General features: G+C 54.3%; 24 protein-coding genes. All 24 read right to left on the bottom strand.

The genetic code is table 11. The annotated features are described in order from the left end of the window. Positions 1 to 25: 25 nt before the first annotated feature. Positions 26 to 1,354: a preprotein translocase subunit SecY gene (gene secY / locus JMV15_RS16220; protein WP_003194637.1), complete on the bottom strand. Its 1,329-nt coding sequence runs from the start codon at positions 1,352 to 1,354 to the stop codon at positions 26 to 28. Next, positions 1,355 to 1,792 carry a 50S ribosomal protein L15 gene (rplO, locus tag JMV15_RS16215; RefSeq protein WP_003176407.1) on the bottom strand — a complete coding sequence of 146 codons (438 nt, stop codon included), beginning with the start codon at positions 1,790 to 1,792 and terminating at the stop codon, positions 1,355 to 1,357. 3 nt (positions 1,793 to 1,795) lie between these two features. Then, on the bottom strand, positions 1,796 to 1,972 hold the full coding sequence (rpmD, locus tag JMV15_RS16210; RefSeq protein WP_003176408.1) for a 50S ribosomal protein L30: 177 nt from the start codon (positions 1,970 to 1,972) through the stop codon (positions 1,796 to 1,798). A 2-nt stretch (positions 1,973 to 1,974) separates the two neighbouring features. Beyond that, positions 1,975 to 2,475 carry a 30S ribosomal protein S5 gene (gene rpsE / locus JMV15_RS16205; RefSeq protein ID WP_003176409.1) on the bottom strand — a complete coding sequence of 167 codons (501 nt, stop codon included), beginning with the start codon at positions 2,473 to 2,475 and terminating at the stop codon, positions 1,975 to 1,977. Between the two features lie 3 nt (positions 2,476 to 2,478). Further along, a complete protein-coding gene (gene rplR, locus JMV15_RS16200; protein ID WP_003186037.1) occupies positions 2,479 to 2,829 on the bottom strand; it encodes a 50S ribosomal protein L18 in 351 nt (116 codons plus the stop codon). 10 nt (positions 2,830 to 2,839) lie between these two features. Then, positions 2,840 to 3,373 carry a 50S ribosomal protein L6 gene (gene rplF, locus JMV15_RS16195; RefSeq protein WP_003194640.1) on the bottom strand — a complete coding sequence of 178 codons (534 nt, stop codon included), beginning with the start codon at positions 3,371 to 3,373 and terminating at the stop codon, positions 2,840 to 2,842. Between the two features lie 12 nt (positions 3,374 to 3,385). Continuing rightward, positions 3,386 to 3,778: a 30S ribosomal protein S8 gene (gene rpsH, locus JMV15_RS16190; protein WP_003176413.1), complete on the bottom strand. Its 393-nt coding sequence runs from the start codon at positions 3,776 to 3,778 to the stop codon at positions 3,386 to 3,388. A gap of 208 nt (positions 3,779 to 3,986) precedes the next feature. Continuing rightward, on the bottom strand, positions 3,987 to 4,292 hold the full coding sequence (gene rpsN, locus JMV15_RS16185) for a 30S ribosomal protein S14 (protein ID WP_003176414.1): 306 nt from the start codon (positions 4,290 to 4,292) through the stop codon (positions 3,987 to 3,989). Between the two features lie 13 nt (positions 4,293 to 4,305). Continuing rightward, positions 4,306 to 4,845, bottom strand: a complete 540-nt coding sequence (rplE, locus tag JMV15_RS16180) for a 50S ribosomal protein L5 (protein WP_003194642.1) — start codon at positions 4,843 to 4,845, stop codon at positions 4,306 to 4,308. Positions 4,846 to 4,867: 22 nt separating this feature from the next. Continuing rightward, positions 4,868 to 5,182 carry a 50S ribosomal protein L24 gene (gene rplX / locus JMV15_RS16175; RefSeq protein WP_003176416.1) on the bottom strand — a complete coding sequence of 105 codons (315 nt, stop codon included), beginning with the start codon at positions 5,180 to 5,182 and terminating at the stop codon, positions 4,868 to 4,870. An 11-nt stretch (positions 5,183 to 5,193) separates the two neighbouring features. Beyond that, positions 5,194 to 5,562, bottom strand: coding sequence for a 50S ribosomal protein L14 (gene rplN, locus JMV15_RS16170; RefSeq protein WP_002555479.1), 369 nt, complete (start codon positions 5,560 to 5,562; stop codon positions 5,194 to 5,196). A gap of 23 nt (positions 5,563 to 5,585) precedes the next feature. Continuing rightward, on the bottom strand, positions 5,586 to 5,852 hold the full coding sequence (gene rpsQ, locus JMV15_RS16165; protein ID WP_003194644.1) for a 30S ribosomal protein S17: 267 nt from the start codon (positions 5,850 to 5,852) through the stop codon (positions 5,586 to 5,588). Between the two features lie 2 nt (positions 5,853 to 5,854). Further along, positions 5,855 to 6,046: a 50S ribosomal protein L29 gene (rpmC, locus tag JMV15_RS16160; protein ID WP_002555481.1), complete on the bottom strand. Its 192-nt coding sequence runs from the start codon at positions 6,044 to 6,046 to the stop codon at positions 5,855 to 5,857. Beyond that, a complete protein-coding gene (gene rplP, locus JMV15_RS16155) occupies positions 6,046 to 6,459 on the bottom strand; it encodes a 50S ribosomal protein L16 (RefSeq protein WP_003176421.1) in 414 nt (137 codons plus the stop codon). The genes rpmC and rplP overlap by 1 nt, the downstream gene beginning before the upstream one ends. 12 nt (positions 6,460 to 6,471) lie before the next feature. After that, the gene (rpsC, locus tag JMV15_RS16150; RefSeq protein ID WP_003176422.1) at positions 6,472 to 7,158 is read right to left on the bottom strand and encodes a 30S ribosomal protein S3; all 687 of its coding nucleotides are present in this window, start codon (positions 7,156 to 7,158) and stop codon (positions 6,472 to 6,474) included. Between the two features lie 13 nt (positions 7,159 to 7,171). After that, a complete protein-coding gene (gene rplV / locus JMV15_RS16145; RefSeq protein ID WP_003103908.1) occupies positions 7,172 to 7,504 on the bottom strand; it encodes a 50S ribosomal protein L22 in 333 nt (110 codons plus the stop codon). Positions 7,505 to 7,515: 11 nt separating this feature from the next. Next, the gene (gene rpsS / locus JMV15_RS16140; protein WP_002555486.1) at positions 7,516 to 7,791 is read right to left on the bottom strand and encodes a 30S ribosomal protein S19; all 276 of its coding nucleotides are present in this window, start codon (positions 7,789 to 7,791) and stop codon (positions 7,516 to 7,518) included. 16 nt (positions 7,792 to 7,807) lie between these two features. Beyond that, on the bottom strand, positions 7,808 to 8,632 hold the full coding sequence (gene rplB / locus JMV15_RS16135) for a 50S ribosomal protein L2 (protein ID WP_003186055.1): 825 nt from the start codon (positions 8,630 to 8,632) through the stop codon (positions 7,808 to 7,810). Between the two features lie 14 nt (positions 8,633 to 8,646). After that, positions 8,647 to 8,946: a 50S ribosomal protein L23 gene (gene rplW, locus JMV15_RS16130; RefSeq protein ID WP_002555488.1), complete on the bottom strand. Its 300-nt coding sequence runs from the start codon at positions 8,944 to 8,946 to the stop codon at positions 8,647 to 8,649. After that, complete coding sequence (gene rplD / locus JMV15_RS16125) at positions 8,943 to 9,545, bottom strand: 50S ribosomal protein L4 (RefSeq protein ID WP_003176424.1); 603 nt, start codon at positions 9,543 to 9,545, stop codon at positions 8,943 to 8,945. Before rplD ends, rplW begins: the two co-directional genes overlap by 4 nt. A gap of 12 nt (positions 9,546 to 9,557) precedes the next feature. Continuing rightward, positions 9,558 to 10,193, bottom strand: coding sequence for a 50S ribosomal protein L3 (gene rplC / locus JMV15_RS16120; protein WP_003194649.1), 636 nt, complete (start codon positions 10,191 to 10,193; stop codon positions 9,558 to 9,560). Between the two features lie 81 nt (positions 10,194 to 10,274). Then, positions 10,275 to 10,586, bottom strand: coding sequence for a 30S ribosomal protein S10 (rpsJ, locus tag JMV15_RS16115; protein WP_003186070.1), 312 nt, complete (start codon positions 10,584 to 10,586; stop codon positions 10,275 to 10,277). A 157-nt stretch (positions 10,587 to 10,743) separates the two neighbouring features. Further along, the gene (tuf, locus tag JMV15_RS16110; RefSeq protein ID WP_003176426.1) at positions 10,744 to 11,937 is read right to left on the bottom strand and encodes an elongation factor Tu; all 1,194 of its coding nucleotides are present in this window, start codon (positions 11,935 to 11,937) and stop codon (positions 10,744 to 10,746) included. Between the two features lie 30 nt (positions 11,938 to 11,967). Next, the gene (gene fusA / locus JMV15_RS16105; RefSeq protein ID WP_003194651.1) at positions 11,968 to 14,073 is read right to left on the bottom strand and encodes an elongation factor G; all 2,106 of its coding nucleotides are present in this window, start codon (positions 14,071 to 14,073) and stop codon (positions 11,968 to 11,970) included.

Here is a 14,073-nt window from a genome sequence, read left to right as displayed (position 1 = left end):
CAACTCCTCGAACCTTATGGGGTACTCAGCGCAACATGCCGCTGCCGTAGCCCTTCAGGTTGGCTTTCTTCATCAGGGATTCGTACTGGTGCGAAACGAGGTGCGATTGTACTTGGGACATGAAGTCCATCACAACCACGACCACGATCAGCAACGAGGTCCCGCCAAGGTAGAACGGAACGTTTGCTGCAACCACCAGGAACTGGGGCAACAAGCACACGGCCGTCATATATAGAGCACCGAACAGGGTCAAACGAGTCAGAACGCCATCAATGTAGCGTGCCGACTGCTCACCTGGACGGATGCCCGGAATAAAGGCACCGGACTTCTTCAGGTTTTCCGCTACGTCTTTCGGATTGAACATCAACGCCGTATAGAAGAAGCAGAAGAAAATAATCCCTGCACTAAACAGCAGAATATTCAACGGCTGACCAGGAGCGATCGACTGAGAGAGGTCCTGCAGCCAGCCCATATTTTCAGACTGACCAAACCAGGTACCCAACGAAGCCGGAAACAGCAAGATGCTGCTCGCGAAAATTGCCGGAATAACACCGGCCATATTCACTTTCAGCGGCAAGTGGCTGGTCTGCGCAGCGAAGACCTTACGGCCCTGCTGACGCTTGGCGTAGTGAACAGCAATACGACGCTGGCCACGCTCAATGAACACCACAAAACCGATAATCGCTACTGCCAGCAAACCGATGGCAACCAAGGCGAAGATATTGATATCACCCTGACGCGCAGACTCGAAAGACTGCCCGATTGCTCTCGGAAGACCGGCGACGATACCTGCGAAAATCAACATCGAGATACCGTTGCCAACACCACGCTCAGTAATCTGCTCACCCAGCCACATCATGAACATCGCACCAGCCACAAACGTGGATACCGCGACGAAATGGAAGCCAAAGTCACCAGTGAACGCAACGCCCTGCCCCGCCAGGCCAACGGACATGCCGATAGCTTGAACCAGGGCGAGGACGACAGTGCCGTAGCGGGTGTACTGGCTAATCTTGCGACGGCCAGCTTCACCTTCCTTCTTCAACTGCTCCAGCTGCGGGCTGACGGCTGTCATCAGTTGCATGATGATCGATGCCGAAATGTACGGCATGATCCCCAGTGCAAAGATGCTCATCCGCTCCAGCGCGCCGCCGGAAAACATGTTGAACAAGCTAAGAATGGTCCCCTCATTCTGTCGAAACAGGTCTGCGAGTCGGTCCGGGTTGATACCTGGAACCGGGATGTGTGCGCCTATTCGGTAGACGATAATCGCCAGGAACAGAAAACGCAGACGAGCCCAAAGTTCAGACATACCGCCTTTGCCGAGCGCTGAGAGAGCACCTTGCTTAGCCATTTATTCCTCGAACTTGCCGCCAGCTGCTTCGATAGCCGAACGCGCACCTTTGGTGGCGCCGATTCCCTTGCCGATAGTGACAGCGCGAGTCACTTCACCGGACAGCATGATTTTCACACGCTGTACGTTGACGTTGATCACGTTGGCATCTTTCAGGGTCTGCACAGTAACGATGTCGCCTTCCACTTTAGCCAGCTCGGACAGACGCACTTCTGCGCGATCCATGGCTTTCAGGGATACGAAACCGAACTTAGGCAGGCGACGATGCAGCGGCTGTTGACCGCCTTCAAAGCCTGGAGCAATGGTGCCACCGGAGCGGGAGGTTTGACCCTTGTGGCCACGGCCACCGGTCTTACCCAAACCACTACCGATACCACGGCCCGGACGATGCTTTTCGCGACGGGAACCCGGCGCTGGACTCAGATCATTGAGTTTCATCGATTAACCCTCTACACGCAGCATGTAGTAAGCCTTGTTGATCATCCCGCGATTCTCGGGAGTATCCTGGACTTCTACAGTGTGACCGATGCGACGCAGACCCAAACCTTTAACGCACAATTTGTGGTTAGGGATGCGGCCGGTCATGCTTTTGATCAGCGTTACTTTAACGGTAGCCATGATCAGAAGATCTCCTTGACAGTCAGACCACGCTTGGCAGCGATGGACTCAGGAGATTGCATAGCCTTCAGACCCTTGAAAGTGGCGTGAACCACGTTTACCGGGTTAGTCGAGCCATAGCACTTGGCCAGAACGTTCTGAACGCCAGCAACTTCGAGGACAGCACGCATAGCGCCGCCAGCGATGATACCGGTACCTTCAGAAGCAGGCTGCATGTACACCTTCGAAGCGCCGTGAGCGGACTTCATTGCGTACTGCAGAGTGGTGCCGTTCAGATCAACTTGGATCATGTTGCGACGAGCAGCTTCCATTGCCTTCTGGATCGCGGCAGGCACTTCACGTGACTTGCCACGGCCGAAGCCAACACGCCCTTTACCATCACCCACCACGGTCAACGCGGTGAAAGTGAAGATACGGCCGCCTTTAACGGTTTTGGCTACGCGGTTAACTTGAACCAGCTTCTCAATGTAGCCTTCGTCGCGCTTTTGGTCGTTATTTGACATAACTTAGAACTCCAGCCCAGCTTCACGAGCAGCATCAGCCAGCGCTTTCACGCGGCCGTGGTACTTGAAGCCAGAGCGGTCGAAAGCCACTTGCGAGACGCCAGCGGCCTTAGCACGCGTAGCGACCAGCTGGCCAACCTTTGTGGCCGCGTCGATGTTGCCAGTGGCACCATCACGCAGTTCTTTATCCAAAGTCGAGGCGCTTGCCAGGACTTTGTTGCCGTCGGCCGAGATGACCTGGGCGTAGATGTGCTGCGACGAGCGGAACACGCAGAGACGCACGACTTCGAGTTCGTGCATTTTCAGGCGTGCTTTGCGAGCGCGACGCAGTCGAGTAACTTTTTTGTCGGTCATTTGCTATGCCCTACTTCTTCTTGGCTTCTTTACGACGGACGACTTCGTCCGCGTAGCGCACACCTTTGCCTTTGTACGGCTCTGGTGGACGGAAGTCGCGGATCTCAGCGGCCACTTGACCTACCAGCTGCTTGTCGATGCCCTTGATCAGGATATCGGTCTGGCTAGGAGTCTCAGCAGTGATGCCCGCTGGCAGTTCGTAATCCACTGGGTGCGAGAAGCCAAGGGCAAGGTTCAAAACCGTGCCTTTTGCTTGCGCTTTGTAACCAACACCGACCAGCTGGAGCTTACGCTCGAAGCCTTGGCTTACGCCTTGGACCATGTTGTTTACCAACGCACGCGTGGTACCGGCCATTGCGCGAGTTTGTTGATCGCCATTGCGAGCAGCGAAACGCAGCTCACCAGCTTCTTCAACGATCTCAACGGACGAATGGATGTTCAGTTCAAGAGTACCCTTGGCACCCTTCACCGAAAGCTGTTGGCCTGCGAATTTGACTTCGACACCGGCTGGCAGCTTAACGGGGTTCTTAGCGACGCGAGACATGCTTATCCCCCCTTAGAACACAGTGCAAAGTACTTCGCCGCCGACACCGGCAGCGCGCGCAGCACGATCCGTCATCACACCTTTGTTGGTGGAGACGATAGACACGCCCAGACCGCCACGAACTTTCGGCAGATCTTCAGCGGACTTGTACTGACGCAGGCCTGGACGGCTAACACGCTTCACTTCCTCGATGACCGAACGGCCTTCGAAGTACTTCAGCTCGATGGACAGCAGTGGTTTGATTTCGCTGCTGATCTGATAACCCGCAATGTAGCCTTCGTCTTTCAGGACTTTGGCAACAGCTACCTTCAACTTGGAAGATGGCATGCTTACGACGGACTTTTCAGCCATCTGGGCATTACGGATACGAGTTAGCATGTCCGCTAACGGGTCCTGCATACTCATGGGCTAGACGCTCCTAATACAAAAAAATTAGCCTTGCGGCTACATATGTCGCCGAGAATCTCCGAGCACAAAAAACACGGGCTCAGGCGAGCCGCGTATTTTAGACATACTCCAGAAATGAAACAAGCCCCAAAAGGGGCTTGATCCAGATTCAAGGTCACCGGCGGTCAGTATCTTGCGATTCCGACCACCTAGACGTTGAAAGTACTTACCAGCTGGCTTTAACCAGACCTGGTACGTCACCACGCATTGCCGCTTCACGCAGTTTGTTACGGCCGAGGCCGAACTTGCGGTAAACGCCGTGTGGACGACCGGTCAGGCGGCAGCGGTTACGCATGCGCGAAGCGCTTGCGTCACGTGGCTGCTTCTGCAGAGCAACTGTAGCTTCCCAACGCGCTTCTGGACTTGCGTTCAGATCAACGATGATTGCTTTCAGTGCTGCACGCTTCTTGGCGTACTTGGCAACCGTGAGCTGACGCTTCAGCTCGCGGTTTTTCATGCTCATCTTGGCCATGGTCCTACTCCAATCAGTTGCGGAACGGGAATTTGAACGCACGCAGCAGAGCGCGGCCTTCATCATCGTTCTTGGCAGTGGTGGTCAGGGTGATGTCCAGACCGCGGAGAGCATCGATCTTGTCGTAGTCGATTTCCGGGAAGATGATCTGCTCTTTCACGCCCATGCTGTAGTTACCACGACCATCGAAGGACTTGGCATTCAGGCCGCGGAAGTCGCGGACCCGAGGCAGGGAGATCGACAGCAGACGATCCAGGAATTCGTACATACGCTCACGGCGCAGAGTCACTTTGACGCCGATCGGCCAACCTTCACGGACTTTAAAGCCAGCGATGGATTTCCGAGCGTAAGTCACAACGACTTTTTGACCGGTGATCTTTTCCAGGTCAGCAACAGCGTGCTCGATGACTTTTTTGTCGCCGATCGCTTCGCCCAGACCCATGTTCAGGGTGATTTTGGTGACGCGCGGAACTTCCATCACGTTCCCGAGCTTAAGTTCTTCCTTAAGCTTAGGGGCGATTTCCTTCCGGTAAATCTCTTGTAGTCGTGCCATGGTCTAATCTACCTAGCAGTGTTCAAGCATCAACCGCTTTTTGGGTCGACTTGAAGACACGAATTTTCTTACCGTCTTCTACTTTGAAACCAACGCGGTCAGCCTTGTTGGTTTCGCCGTTGAAGATGGCGACGTTAGAAGCGTCCAGCGGAGCTTCTTTCTCGACGATACCGCCCTGCACGCCCGACATCGGGTTAGGCTTGGTATGACGCTTGACCAGGTTCAGACCACCGATAACCAGACGGTTATTGGCGAGAACCTTAAGCACCTTACCGCGCTTACCTTTGTCTTTGCCGGCGATCACGATGATCTCGTCGTCACGACGAATCTTTTGCATGTCGGATCTCCTTACAGCACTTCTGGGGCGAGCGAGACGATCTTCATGAACTTCTCAGTACGAAGTTCACGGGTCACTGGCCCAAAGATACGGGTGCCGATCGGCTCTTGCTTGTTGTTCAGAAGAACAGCAGCGTTGCCATCAAAGCGGATAATGGAGCCATCAGCACGACGTACGCCGTGACGAGTGCGGACTACAACAGCAGTCATCACTTGGCCTTTTTTCACCTTACCGCGAGGAATTGCTTCCTTCACGGTAACTTTGATGATGTCACCGATACCAGCGTAACGACGATGGGAGCCACCCAGCACCTTGATGCACATAACACGGCGAGCGCCGCTGTTATCGGCCACATCGAGCATGGATTGAGTCTGAATCATATAATTTCTCCGACCCCTAGTCCTTAGACTTCCACAGCGCGTTCGAGAACATCAACCAGTGCCCAAGACTTGGTCTTGGCCATCGGACGAGTTTCACGAATAGTGACCTTGTCGCCGATGTGGCACTGATTGGTTTCGTCGTGCGCGTGCAGCTTAGTCGAACGCTTAACATATTTACCGTAGATCGGGTGCTTAACGCGACGCTCGATCAAAACGGTGATGGTTTTGTCCATCTTGTCGCTGACAACACGGCCAGTCAGCGTACGGACAGTCTTTTCGGCTTCAGCCATGATCACTTACCTGCCTGCTGGTTGAGCACAGTCTTCACGCGAGCGATGTCACGCTTAACTTGCGAGAGCAGATGAGACTGCCCCAACTGGCCAGTTGCTTTCTGCATACGCAGATTGAACTGGTCGCGCAGCAGGCCGAGCAGTTGCTCGTTCAGCTGCTGTGCGGATTTTTCACGAAGTTCATTCGCTTTCATCACATCACCGTCCGTTTAACAAAGGAGGTGGCGAGCGGCAGCTTTGCAGCAGCCAGGGCGAAAGCCTCACGCGCCAGCTCTTCAGAAACACCCTCGATTTCATACAGGACTTTGCCTGGCTGAATCTGGGCTACCCAGTATTCCACGTTACCCTTACCTTTACCCATCCGAACCTCGAGAGGCTTTTTGGAGATCGGCTTGTCCGGGAATACACGGATCCAGATCTTGCCGCCACGTTTTACGTGACGGGTCAGAGCACGACGCGCTGACTCGATCTGACGAGCGGTGAGACGACCACGAGCTACAGACTTCAGCGCGAACTCGCCGAAGCTGACTTTGCTACCGCGCTGAGCCAGACCACGGTTGTGGCCTGTCATCTGCTTGCGGAACTTCGTACGCTTAGGTTGCAACATTTGGCGTACCCCTTACTTAGCAGCTTTTTTACGAGGCGCTGGTGCTTGTGGTTTCAGTTCTTCTTGGCGACCACCAATTACTTCGCCTTTGAAGATCCAAACCTTTACACCGATCACACCGTAAGTGGTGTGAGCTTCGTAGTTGGCATAGTCGATGTCGGCACGCAGGGTGTGCAGTGGCACACGACCTTCGCGATACCATTCAGTACGTGCGATTTCAGCACCGCCGAGACGACCGCTCACTTGGATTTTGATGCCTTTGGCACCAATGCGCATGGCGTTCTGTACGGCGCGCTTCATAGCGCGACGGAACATTACGCGACGCTCCAGCTGCTGAGCTACGCTCTGCGCAACCAGCATACCGTCGAGCTCCGGCTTGCGGATCTCTTCGATATTGATGTGCACAGGCACACCCATTTGCTTGGTCAGGTCCTGACGCAGTTTCTCAACATCTTCACCTTTCTTCCCGATAACGATACCTGGACGAGCGGTGTGGATGGTGATACGTGCAGTTTGGGCCGGACGATGGATATCGATACGGCTTACGGACGCGCTTTTTAGTTTGTCTTGGAGATACTCACGCACCTTCAGATCAGCGAACAAGTAGTCCGCATAAGTCCGACCGTCTGCGTACCAGACGGAGGTGTGCTCCTTGACGATTCCCAGGCGAATGCCAATGGGATGTACTTTCTGACCCATCTCTTCGACTCCGTTACTTGTCAGCAACCTTGACAGTGATATGGCAAGACCGCTTGACGATGCGATCAGCACGGCCTTTGGCACGTGGCATGATGCGCTTCAGCGAACGCCCTTCGTTGACGAAAACGGTGCTGACCTTCAGGTCATCAACGTCTGCGCCTTCGTTATGCTCGGCGTTGGCTACGGCCGACTCCAGCACTTTCTTCATGATCTCGGCGGCTTTCTTACTGCTGAAAGCCAACAGGTTGAGCGCTTCGCCCACCTTCTTCCCGCGGATCTGGTCGGCGACCAAGCGGGCTTTCTGGGCGGAGATTCGAGCGCCCGACAACTTAGCGGCTACTTCCATTTCCTAACCCCTTAACGCTTGGCTTTCTTGTCTGCCACGTGCCCACGATAAGTGCGGGTACCGGCAAACTCGCCCAGTTTGTGGCCGACCATGTCTTCGTTAACGAGAACTGGGACGTGTTGACGACCGTTGTGTACTGCGATGGTCAGACCGACCATTTGTGGCAGGATCATCGAACGACGCGACCAGGTCTTAACTGGTTTGCGATCGTTCTTTTCCGCCGCCACTTCGATCTTCTTCAGTAGGTGAAGATCAATAAAAGGACCTTTTTTCAGAGAACGTGGCACTGTCGTATCCCTCTATTTACTTGCGACGACGGACGATCATTTTGTCGGTACGCTTATTACCACGAGTCTTCGCGCCCTTAGTCGGGAAGCCCCATGGCGATACCGGATGACGACCACCAGAGGTACGACCTTCACCACCACCGTGTGGGTGGTCAACCGGGTTCATGGCAACACCACGAACGGTTGGGCGAACGCCACGCCAGCGTTTGGCACCAGCTTTACCCAACGAACGCAGGCTGTGCTCGGAGTTCGAGACTTCGCCCAGGGTCGCACGGCATTCAGCCAGTACTTTACGCATCTCACCAGAACGCAGACGCAGGGTCACGTAGACACCTTCACGAGCGATCAGCTGAGCCGAAGCGCCAGCGGAACGAGCGATCTGTGCGCCTTTACCTGGCTTCAATTCGATGCCGTGTACGGTGCTACCAACTGGAATGTTACGCAGTTGCAGAGCGTTGCCCGGCTTGATCGGTGCCAGAGCACCTGCGATCAGCTGGTCGCCAGCACTCACGCCTTTAGGGGCGATGATGTAGCGACGCTCGCCATCTGCGTACAGCAGCAGAGCGATGTGAGCAGTACGGTTTGGATCGTATTCGATACGCTCGACAGTGGCAGCGATGCCATCTTTGTCGTTGCGACGGAAATCGACCAGACGATAATGCTGCTTATGGCCACCACCGATGTGACGAGTGGTAATGCGACCATTGTTGTTACGACCACCAGACTTCGATTTTTTCTCGAGCAGCGGTGCGTGAGGAGCGCCTTTATGCAGCTCCTGGTTGACCACCTTGACCACAAAACGGCGGCCAGGGGAAGTCGGTTTGCATTTAACGATTGCCATGATGCACCCCTTCCTTACTCAGCACTGCTGCTGAAATCGAGATCTTGGCCTGGCTGAAGGGAGATAACTGCCTTCTTCCAGTCATTACGCTTGCCCAGACCGCGAGCAGTGCGCTTGCTCTTACCCAGAACATTCAGGGTAGTAACACGCTCTACTTTCACGCTGAACAGGCTTTCGACGGCCTTCTTGATTTCCAGCTTGGTTGCGTCAGTTGCAACCTTGAAAACGAACTGGCCTTTCTTGTCAGCCAGAACCGTAGCCTTTTCGGAAACGTGCGGGCCAAGCAGAACTTTAAATACGCGTTCCTGGTTCATCCCAGCAGCTCCTCGAATTTCTTCACGGCCGACACGGTGATCAACACCTTGTCGTATGCGATCAGACTAACTGGATCGGAACCTTGCACGTCACGTACATCAACGTGTGGCAGGTTGCGAGCAGCCAGGTACAGGTTCTGATCAACAGCTTCAGACACGATCAAAACGTCGGTCAGGCTCATGTTGTTCAGTTTGCCCAGCAGATCTTTGGTTTTTGGACTTTCAACAGCGAAGTCCTGAACCACGACCAGACGATCAGTACGCACGAGTTCAGCAAGGATGGAGCGCAGTGCTGCGCGGTACATCTTCTTGTTGAGCTTCTGAGAGTGATCCTGTGGACGAGCTGCGAAAGTGGTACCGCCGCCACGCCAGATTGGGCTACGGATAGTACCGGCACGAGCACGGCCAGTGCCTTTCTGACGCCAAGGGCGCTTACCGCCACCACGTACGTCGGAACGGGTCTTTTGCTGCTTGCTACCTTGACGGCCGCCGGCCATGTAGGCCACGACTGCTTGGTGAACGAGCGTCTCGTTGAATTCGCCGCCAAATGTCAGTTCGGAAACTTCGATCGCTTGAGCGTCATTTACATTTAATTGCATGTCAGCTTCCCCTTAACCGCGAGCCTTGGCCGCTGGACGTACAACCAGGTTGCCGCCAGTAGCGCCAGGAACAGCACCCTTGACCAACAACAGATTGCGTTCAGCGTCGACGCGCACTACTTCGAGGGACTGCACGGTCACGCGCTCAGCGCCCATATGACCGGACATTTTTTTGCCCTTGAATACACGACCAGGAGTCTGGCACTGGCCAATAGAGCCCGGGACGCGGTGGGAAACGGAGTTACCGTGAGTGTTGTCTTGACCACGGAAATTCCAACGCTTGATCGTACCCTGGAAGCCTTTACCTTTGGACTGACCGGTTACATCAACCAGTTGACCAGCGGCGAAGATTTCAGCGTTGATCAGATCGCCAGCCTGGTAGTCGCCGTCTTCAAGACGGAACTCCATGACAGTACGACCAGCTGCAACGTTTGCTTTAGCGAAGTGACCTGCTTGAGCAGCAGTCACGCGCGAAGCACGACGCTCGCCGACAGTGACTTGCACTGCACGATAGCCATCGGTTTCTTCAGTTTTGAACTGGGTGACGCGATTCGGTTCGATCTCAATGACCGTGACCGGAATGGAGACACCTTCTTCGGTGAAAATACGGGTCATACCGCATTTACGACCGACTACACCAATAGTCATGTTGTAAACCTCATGAGTGTACGGGGCTTTCACCCGCTATGGCCGCCCATTTCAGAGCGTTACACGACTAAGACCCAAGTCTTAGCCGAGGCTGATCTGTACTTCCACACCGGCCGCCAGATCGAGCTTCATAAGTGCATCAACGGTTTTATCCGTTGGCTGGACGATGTCCAGTACGCGCTTATGAGTACGGATCTCGTACTGGTCACGCGCGTCTTTGTTGACGTGCGGGGAGACCAGAACGGTGAACCGCTCTTTACGGGTAGGCAGTGGAATTGGACCACGCACTTGAGCACCAGTACGTTTCGCGGTTTCCACGATTTCCTGGGTGGATTGGTCGATCAGGCGATGGTCAAAAGCCTTCAACCTGATACGGATTTGCTGATTTTGCATTGGATTTCAGACTCCGGCTGCTATTCCCACCGGGCGCAATACGCCCGTTAAAAGGAGGCGCAATTCTATAGACGCCCTAGATAGGTGTCAACCCAATAAAAAAGCCCCCGCTAAGCGGGGGCTTTCTCAAAACATCAAAGCTCACTCAAAAGAGAGATTACTCGATGATTTTAGCTACAACGCCAGCACCAACGGTACGGCCGCCTTCACGGATTGCGAAACGCAGACCGTCTTCCATAGCGATGGTTTTGATCAGGGTGACAACCATTTTGATGTTGTCGCCTGGCATTACCATTTCTACGCCTTCCGGCAGTTCGCAGTTACCAGTCACGTCAGTAGTACGGAAGTAGAACTGTGGACGGTAGCCTTTGAAGAACGGAGTGTGACGACCGCCTTCTTCTTTGCTCAGTACGTATACTTCAGCTTCGAACTTGGTGTGCGGCTTAACCGAACCTGGCTTGACCAGAACCTGGCCACGCTCAACGTCGTCACGCTTGGTACCACGCAGCAGAACGCCGCAGTTCTCGCCAGCACGACCTTCGTCGAGCAGCTTACGGAACATTTCAACACCGGTGCAGGTGGTGACGGTAGTGTCACGCAGACCAACGATTTCCAGTGGATCTTGAACCTTGACGATACCGCGCTCGATACGACCAGTTACAACAGTACCGCGACCGGAGATCGAGAATACGTCTTCGATTGGCATCAGGAACGGCTTGTCGATAACACGGACTGGATCTGGGATGTAGCTGTCCAGAGTCTCAACCAGTTTACGAACGGACGTGGTGCCCATTTCGTTATCGTCTTTGCCTTCCAGAGCCATACGAGCAGAACCGATGATGATCGGAGTGTCGTCACCTGGGAAGTCGTAAGTGCTCAGCAGATCGCGCACTTCCATCTCAACCAGTTCCAGCAGCTCAGCGTCGTCTACCAGGTCAGCCTTGTTCAGGTAAACCACGATGTACGGAACGCCAACCTGACGGGACAGCAGGATGTGCTCACGGGTTTGTGGCATCGGACCATCAGCGGCCGAGCAAACCAGGATTGCGCCGTCCATCTGGGCAGCACCGGTGATCATGTTCTTCACATAGTCAGCGTGACCTGGGCAGTCAACGTGAGCGTAGTGACGGATCAGCGAGTTGTATTCAACGTGCGCGGTGTTGATGGTGATACCACGAGCTTTCTCTTCTGGCGCGCTGTCGATTTTATCGAAATCAACGATTGCGGAACCGAATACTTCGGAGCAAACGCGAGTCAGAGCAGCAGTCAGAGTGGTTTTACCGTGGTCAACGTGACCGATGGTGCCAACGTTGACGTGCGGTAGGGAACGATCAAATTTTTCTTTAGCCACGACAATTAACTCCTTGCCTAAAGGACTGAATCAGCCTTGTTTTTTGGATACAGTTTCAGCGATGTGCGCCGGAGCTGTGTTGTATTTTTTGAATTCCATAGAGTAGCTTGCGCGACCCTGGGACATGGAACGAACGTCGGTCGCATAACCGAACATCTCGCCCAACGGAACCTCGGCGCGAATCACTTTGCCGGAAACCGTGTCTTCCATACCCAAGATCATGCCGCGACGACGGTTAAGGTCGCCCATGACATCACCCATATAGTCTTCAGGTGTAACAACTTCTACCGCCATGATTGGCTCAAGCAACTCACCACCGCCCTTCTGGGCCAGTTGCTTGGTTGCCATGGAAGCAGCCACCTTAAACGCCATCTCGTTGGAGTCGACGTCGTGGTAAGAACCGTCAAAAACGGTTGCTTTCAGGCCGATCAGCGGATAGCCGGCAACAACACCGTTCTTCATCTGCTCTTCGATACCCTTCTGGATAGCAGGGATGTATTCCTTAGGAACAACACCACCTACTACTTCGTTCACGAATTGCAGACCTTCCTGACCTTCGTCAGCAGGAGCAAAACGGATCCAGCAGTGACCGAACTGACCACGACCGCCGGACTGACGAACGAACTTGCCTTCGATTTCACAGTTCTTCGTGATGCGCTCACGATAGGAAACCTGAGGCTTACCGATGTTGGCTTCGACGTTGAACTCACGGCGCATCCGGTCAACCAGGATGTCCAGGTGCAGCTCGCCCATGCCGGAGATGATCGTTTGACCAGTCTCTTCATCAGTCTTGACGCGGAAAGATGGATCTTCCTGAGCAAGCTTGCCCAGAGCGATACCCATTTTTTCCTGGTCATCCTTGGTCTTAGGCTCTACGGCAACCGAAATAACCGGCTCCGGGAAGTCCATGCGAACCAGGATGATTGGTTTGGCAGCGTCGCACAAAGTCTCACCAGTGGTGACGTCCTTCATGCCGATCAGGGCCGCGATGTCACCAGCGCGTACTTCCTTGATCTCTTCACGGGCGTTTGCGTGCATTTGCACCATACGACCCACGCGCTCTTTCTTGCCTTTAACCGAGTTGATCACGCCGTCGCCGGAGGCCAACACGCCCGAGTAAACGCGGACGAAGGTCAAAGTACCCACGAATGGGTCGGTAGCGATCTTGAACGCCAGAGCCGAGAACGGCTCGTTGTCATCGGCGTGACGCTCCATTTCTTCTTCCTCGTTATCAGGGTTGGAACCCTTGATAGCAGGAATGTCGGTTGGAGCAGGCAGGTAGTCGATAACGGCGTCGAGAACCAGGGGAACACCCTTGTTCTTGAACGAGGAACCGCAAACAGCCAAGACGATCTCACCAGCGATAGTACGCTGACGCAGAGCGGCCTTGATTTCCACGTTGGTGAGTTCTTCACCTTCGAGGTACTTGTTCATCAGCTCTTCGCTGGCTTCGGCAGCAGCCTCAACCATGTTGTTGCGCCACTCGTCAGCCAGTTCCTGAAGCTCTTCAGGGATAGGCTTACGAACAGGAACCATACCTTTGTCGGAATCATTCCAGTAAACAGCTTCCATGTTGATCAGATCGATCTGACCCTGGAAGTTGTCTTCGGAACCGATAGCCAACTGGATAGGCACCGGAGTGTGACCCAGACGCTGCTTGATCTGACCGATCACGCGCAGGAAGTTGGCACCAGCACGGTCCATCTTGTTTACATAAACAAGACGTGGAACGCCGTACTTGTTGGCTTGACGCCATACGGTTTCCGACTGAGGCTCAACACCCGAGGTGCCGCAGAACACAACGACAGCGCCGTCGAGTACGCGCAGGGAACGTTCAACTTCAATGGTGAAGTCTACGTGGCCCGGGGTATCGATTACGTTGAAGCGATGCTCGTCTTTGTACTGCTTCTCGGAACCTTTCCAGAAGGCGGTAATAGCAGCAGAAGTAATGGTAATACCACGCTCCTGCTCCTGAACCATCCAGTCTGTGGTCGCGGCGCCGTCATGCACCTCGCCCATTTTGTGACTTTTGCCGGTGTAAAACAGTACGCGCTCGGTGGTGGTGGTTTTACCAGCATCCACGTGAGCGACGATACCGATGTTACGGTAGCGGCTAATCGGAGTAGTACGAGCCAT

The sequence above is a fragment of the Pseudomonas paracarnis genome (assembly GCF_904063055.1).
Taxonomy (GTDB): domain Bacteria; phylum Pseudomonadota; class Gammaproteobacteria; order Pseudomonadales; family Pseudomonadaceae; genus Aquipseudomonas; species Aquipseudomonas paracarnis.
This window is presented reverse-complemented; position numbering and strand designations above follow the sequence as displayed.

Bases quoted from the DNA above. Each gene is read 5' to 3' on its own strand.
- rpmC (WP_002555481.1), bottom strand. From the start codon at position 6,046: ATGAAAGCGAATGAACTTCGTGAAAAATCCGCACAGCAGCTGAACGAG.
- rpsN (WP_003176414.1), bottom strand. From the start codon at position 4,292: ATGGCCAAGATGAGCATGAAAAACCGCGAGCTGAAGCGTCAGCTCACG.
- rplB (WP_003186055.1), bottom strand. From the start codon at position 8,632: ATGGCAATCGTTAAATGCAAACCGACTTCCCCTGGCCGCCGTTTTGTG.
- rplC (WP_003194649.1), bottom strand. From the start codon at position 10,193: ATGACTATTGGTGTAGTCGGTCGTAAATGCGGTATGACCCGTATTTTC.
- rplR (WP_003186037.1), bottom strand. From the start codon at position 2,829: ATGACCGACAAAAAAGTTACTCGACTGCGTCGCGCTCGCAAAGCACGC.
- rplO (WP_003176407.1), bottom strand. From the start codon at position 1,792: ATGAAACTCAATGATCTGAGTCCAGCGCCGGGTTCCCGTCGCGAAAAG.
- rplN (WP_002555479.1), bottom strand. From the start codon at position 5,562: ATGATTCAGACTCAATCCATGCTCGATGTGGCCGATAACAGCGGCGCT.
- rplD (WP_003176424.1), bottom strand. From the start codon at position 9,545: ATGCAATTAAATGTAAATGACGCTCAAGCGATCGAAGTTTCCGAACTG.
- rplX (WP_003176416.1), bottom strand. From the start codon at position 5,182: ATGCAAAAGATTCGTCGTGACGACGAGATCATCGTGATCGCCGGCAAA.
- rpsQ (WP_003194644.1), bottom strand. From the start codon at position 5,852: ATGGCTGAAGCCGAAAAGACTGTCCGTACGCTGACTGGCCGTGTTGTC.
- rpsC (WP_003176422.1), bottom strand. From the start codon at position 7,158: ATGGGTCAGAAAGTACATCCCATTGGCATTCGCCTGGGAATCGTCAAG.
- rplW (WP_002555488.1), bottom strand. From the start codon at position 8,946: ATGAACCAGGAACGCGTATTTAAAGTTCTGCTTGGCCCGCACGTTTCC.
- rpsE (WP_003176409.1), bottom strand. From the start codon at position 2,475: ATGTCAAATAACGACCAAAAGCGCGACGAAGGCTACATTGAGAAGCTG.
- rpmD (WP_003176408.1), bottom strand. From the start codon at position 1,972: ATGGCTACCGTTAAAGTAACGCTGATCAAAAGCATGACCGGCCGCATC.
- secY (WP_003194637.1), bottom strand. From the start codon at position 1,354: ATGGCTAAGCAAGGTGCTCTCTCAGCGCTCGGCAAAGGCGGTATGTCT.
- rpsJ (WP_003186070.1), bottom strand. From the start codon at position 10,586: ATGCAAAATCAGCAAATCCGTATCAGGTTGAAGGCTTTTGACCATCGC.
- rpsH (WP_003176413.1), bottom strand. From the start codon at position 3,778: ATGAGTATGCAGGACCCGTTAGCGGACATGCTAACTCGTATCCGTAAT.
- rplP (WP_003176421.1), bottom strand. From the start codon at position 6,459: ATGTTGCAACCTAAGCGTACGAAGTTCCGCAAGCAGATGACAGGCCAC.
- rplV (WP_003103908.1), bottom strand. From the start codon at position 7,504: ATGGAAGTAGCCGCTAAGTTGTCGGGCGCTCGAATCTCCGCCCAGAAA.
- rplF (WP_003194640.1), bottom strand. From the start codon at position 3,373: ATGTCTCGCGTCGCTAAGAACCCCGTTAAGCTGCCAGCCGGTGTCGAA.
- rplE (WP_003194642.1), bottom strand. From the start codon at position 4,845: ATGGCACGACTACAAGAGATTTACCGGAAGGAAATCGCCCCTAAGCTT.
- fusA (WP_003194651.1), bottom strand. From the start codon at position 14,073: ATGGCTCGTACTACTCCGATTAGCCGCTACCGTAACATCGGTATCGTC.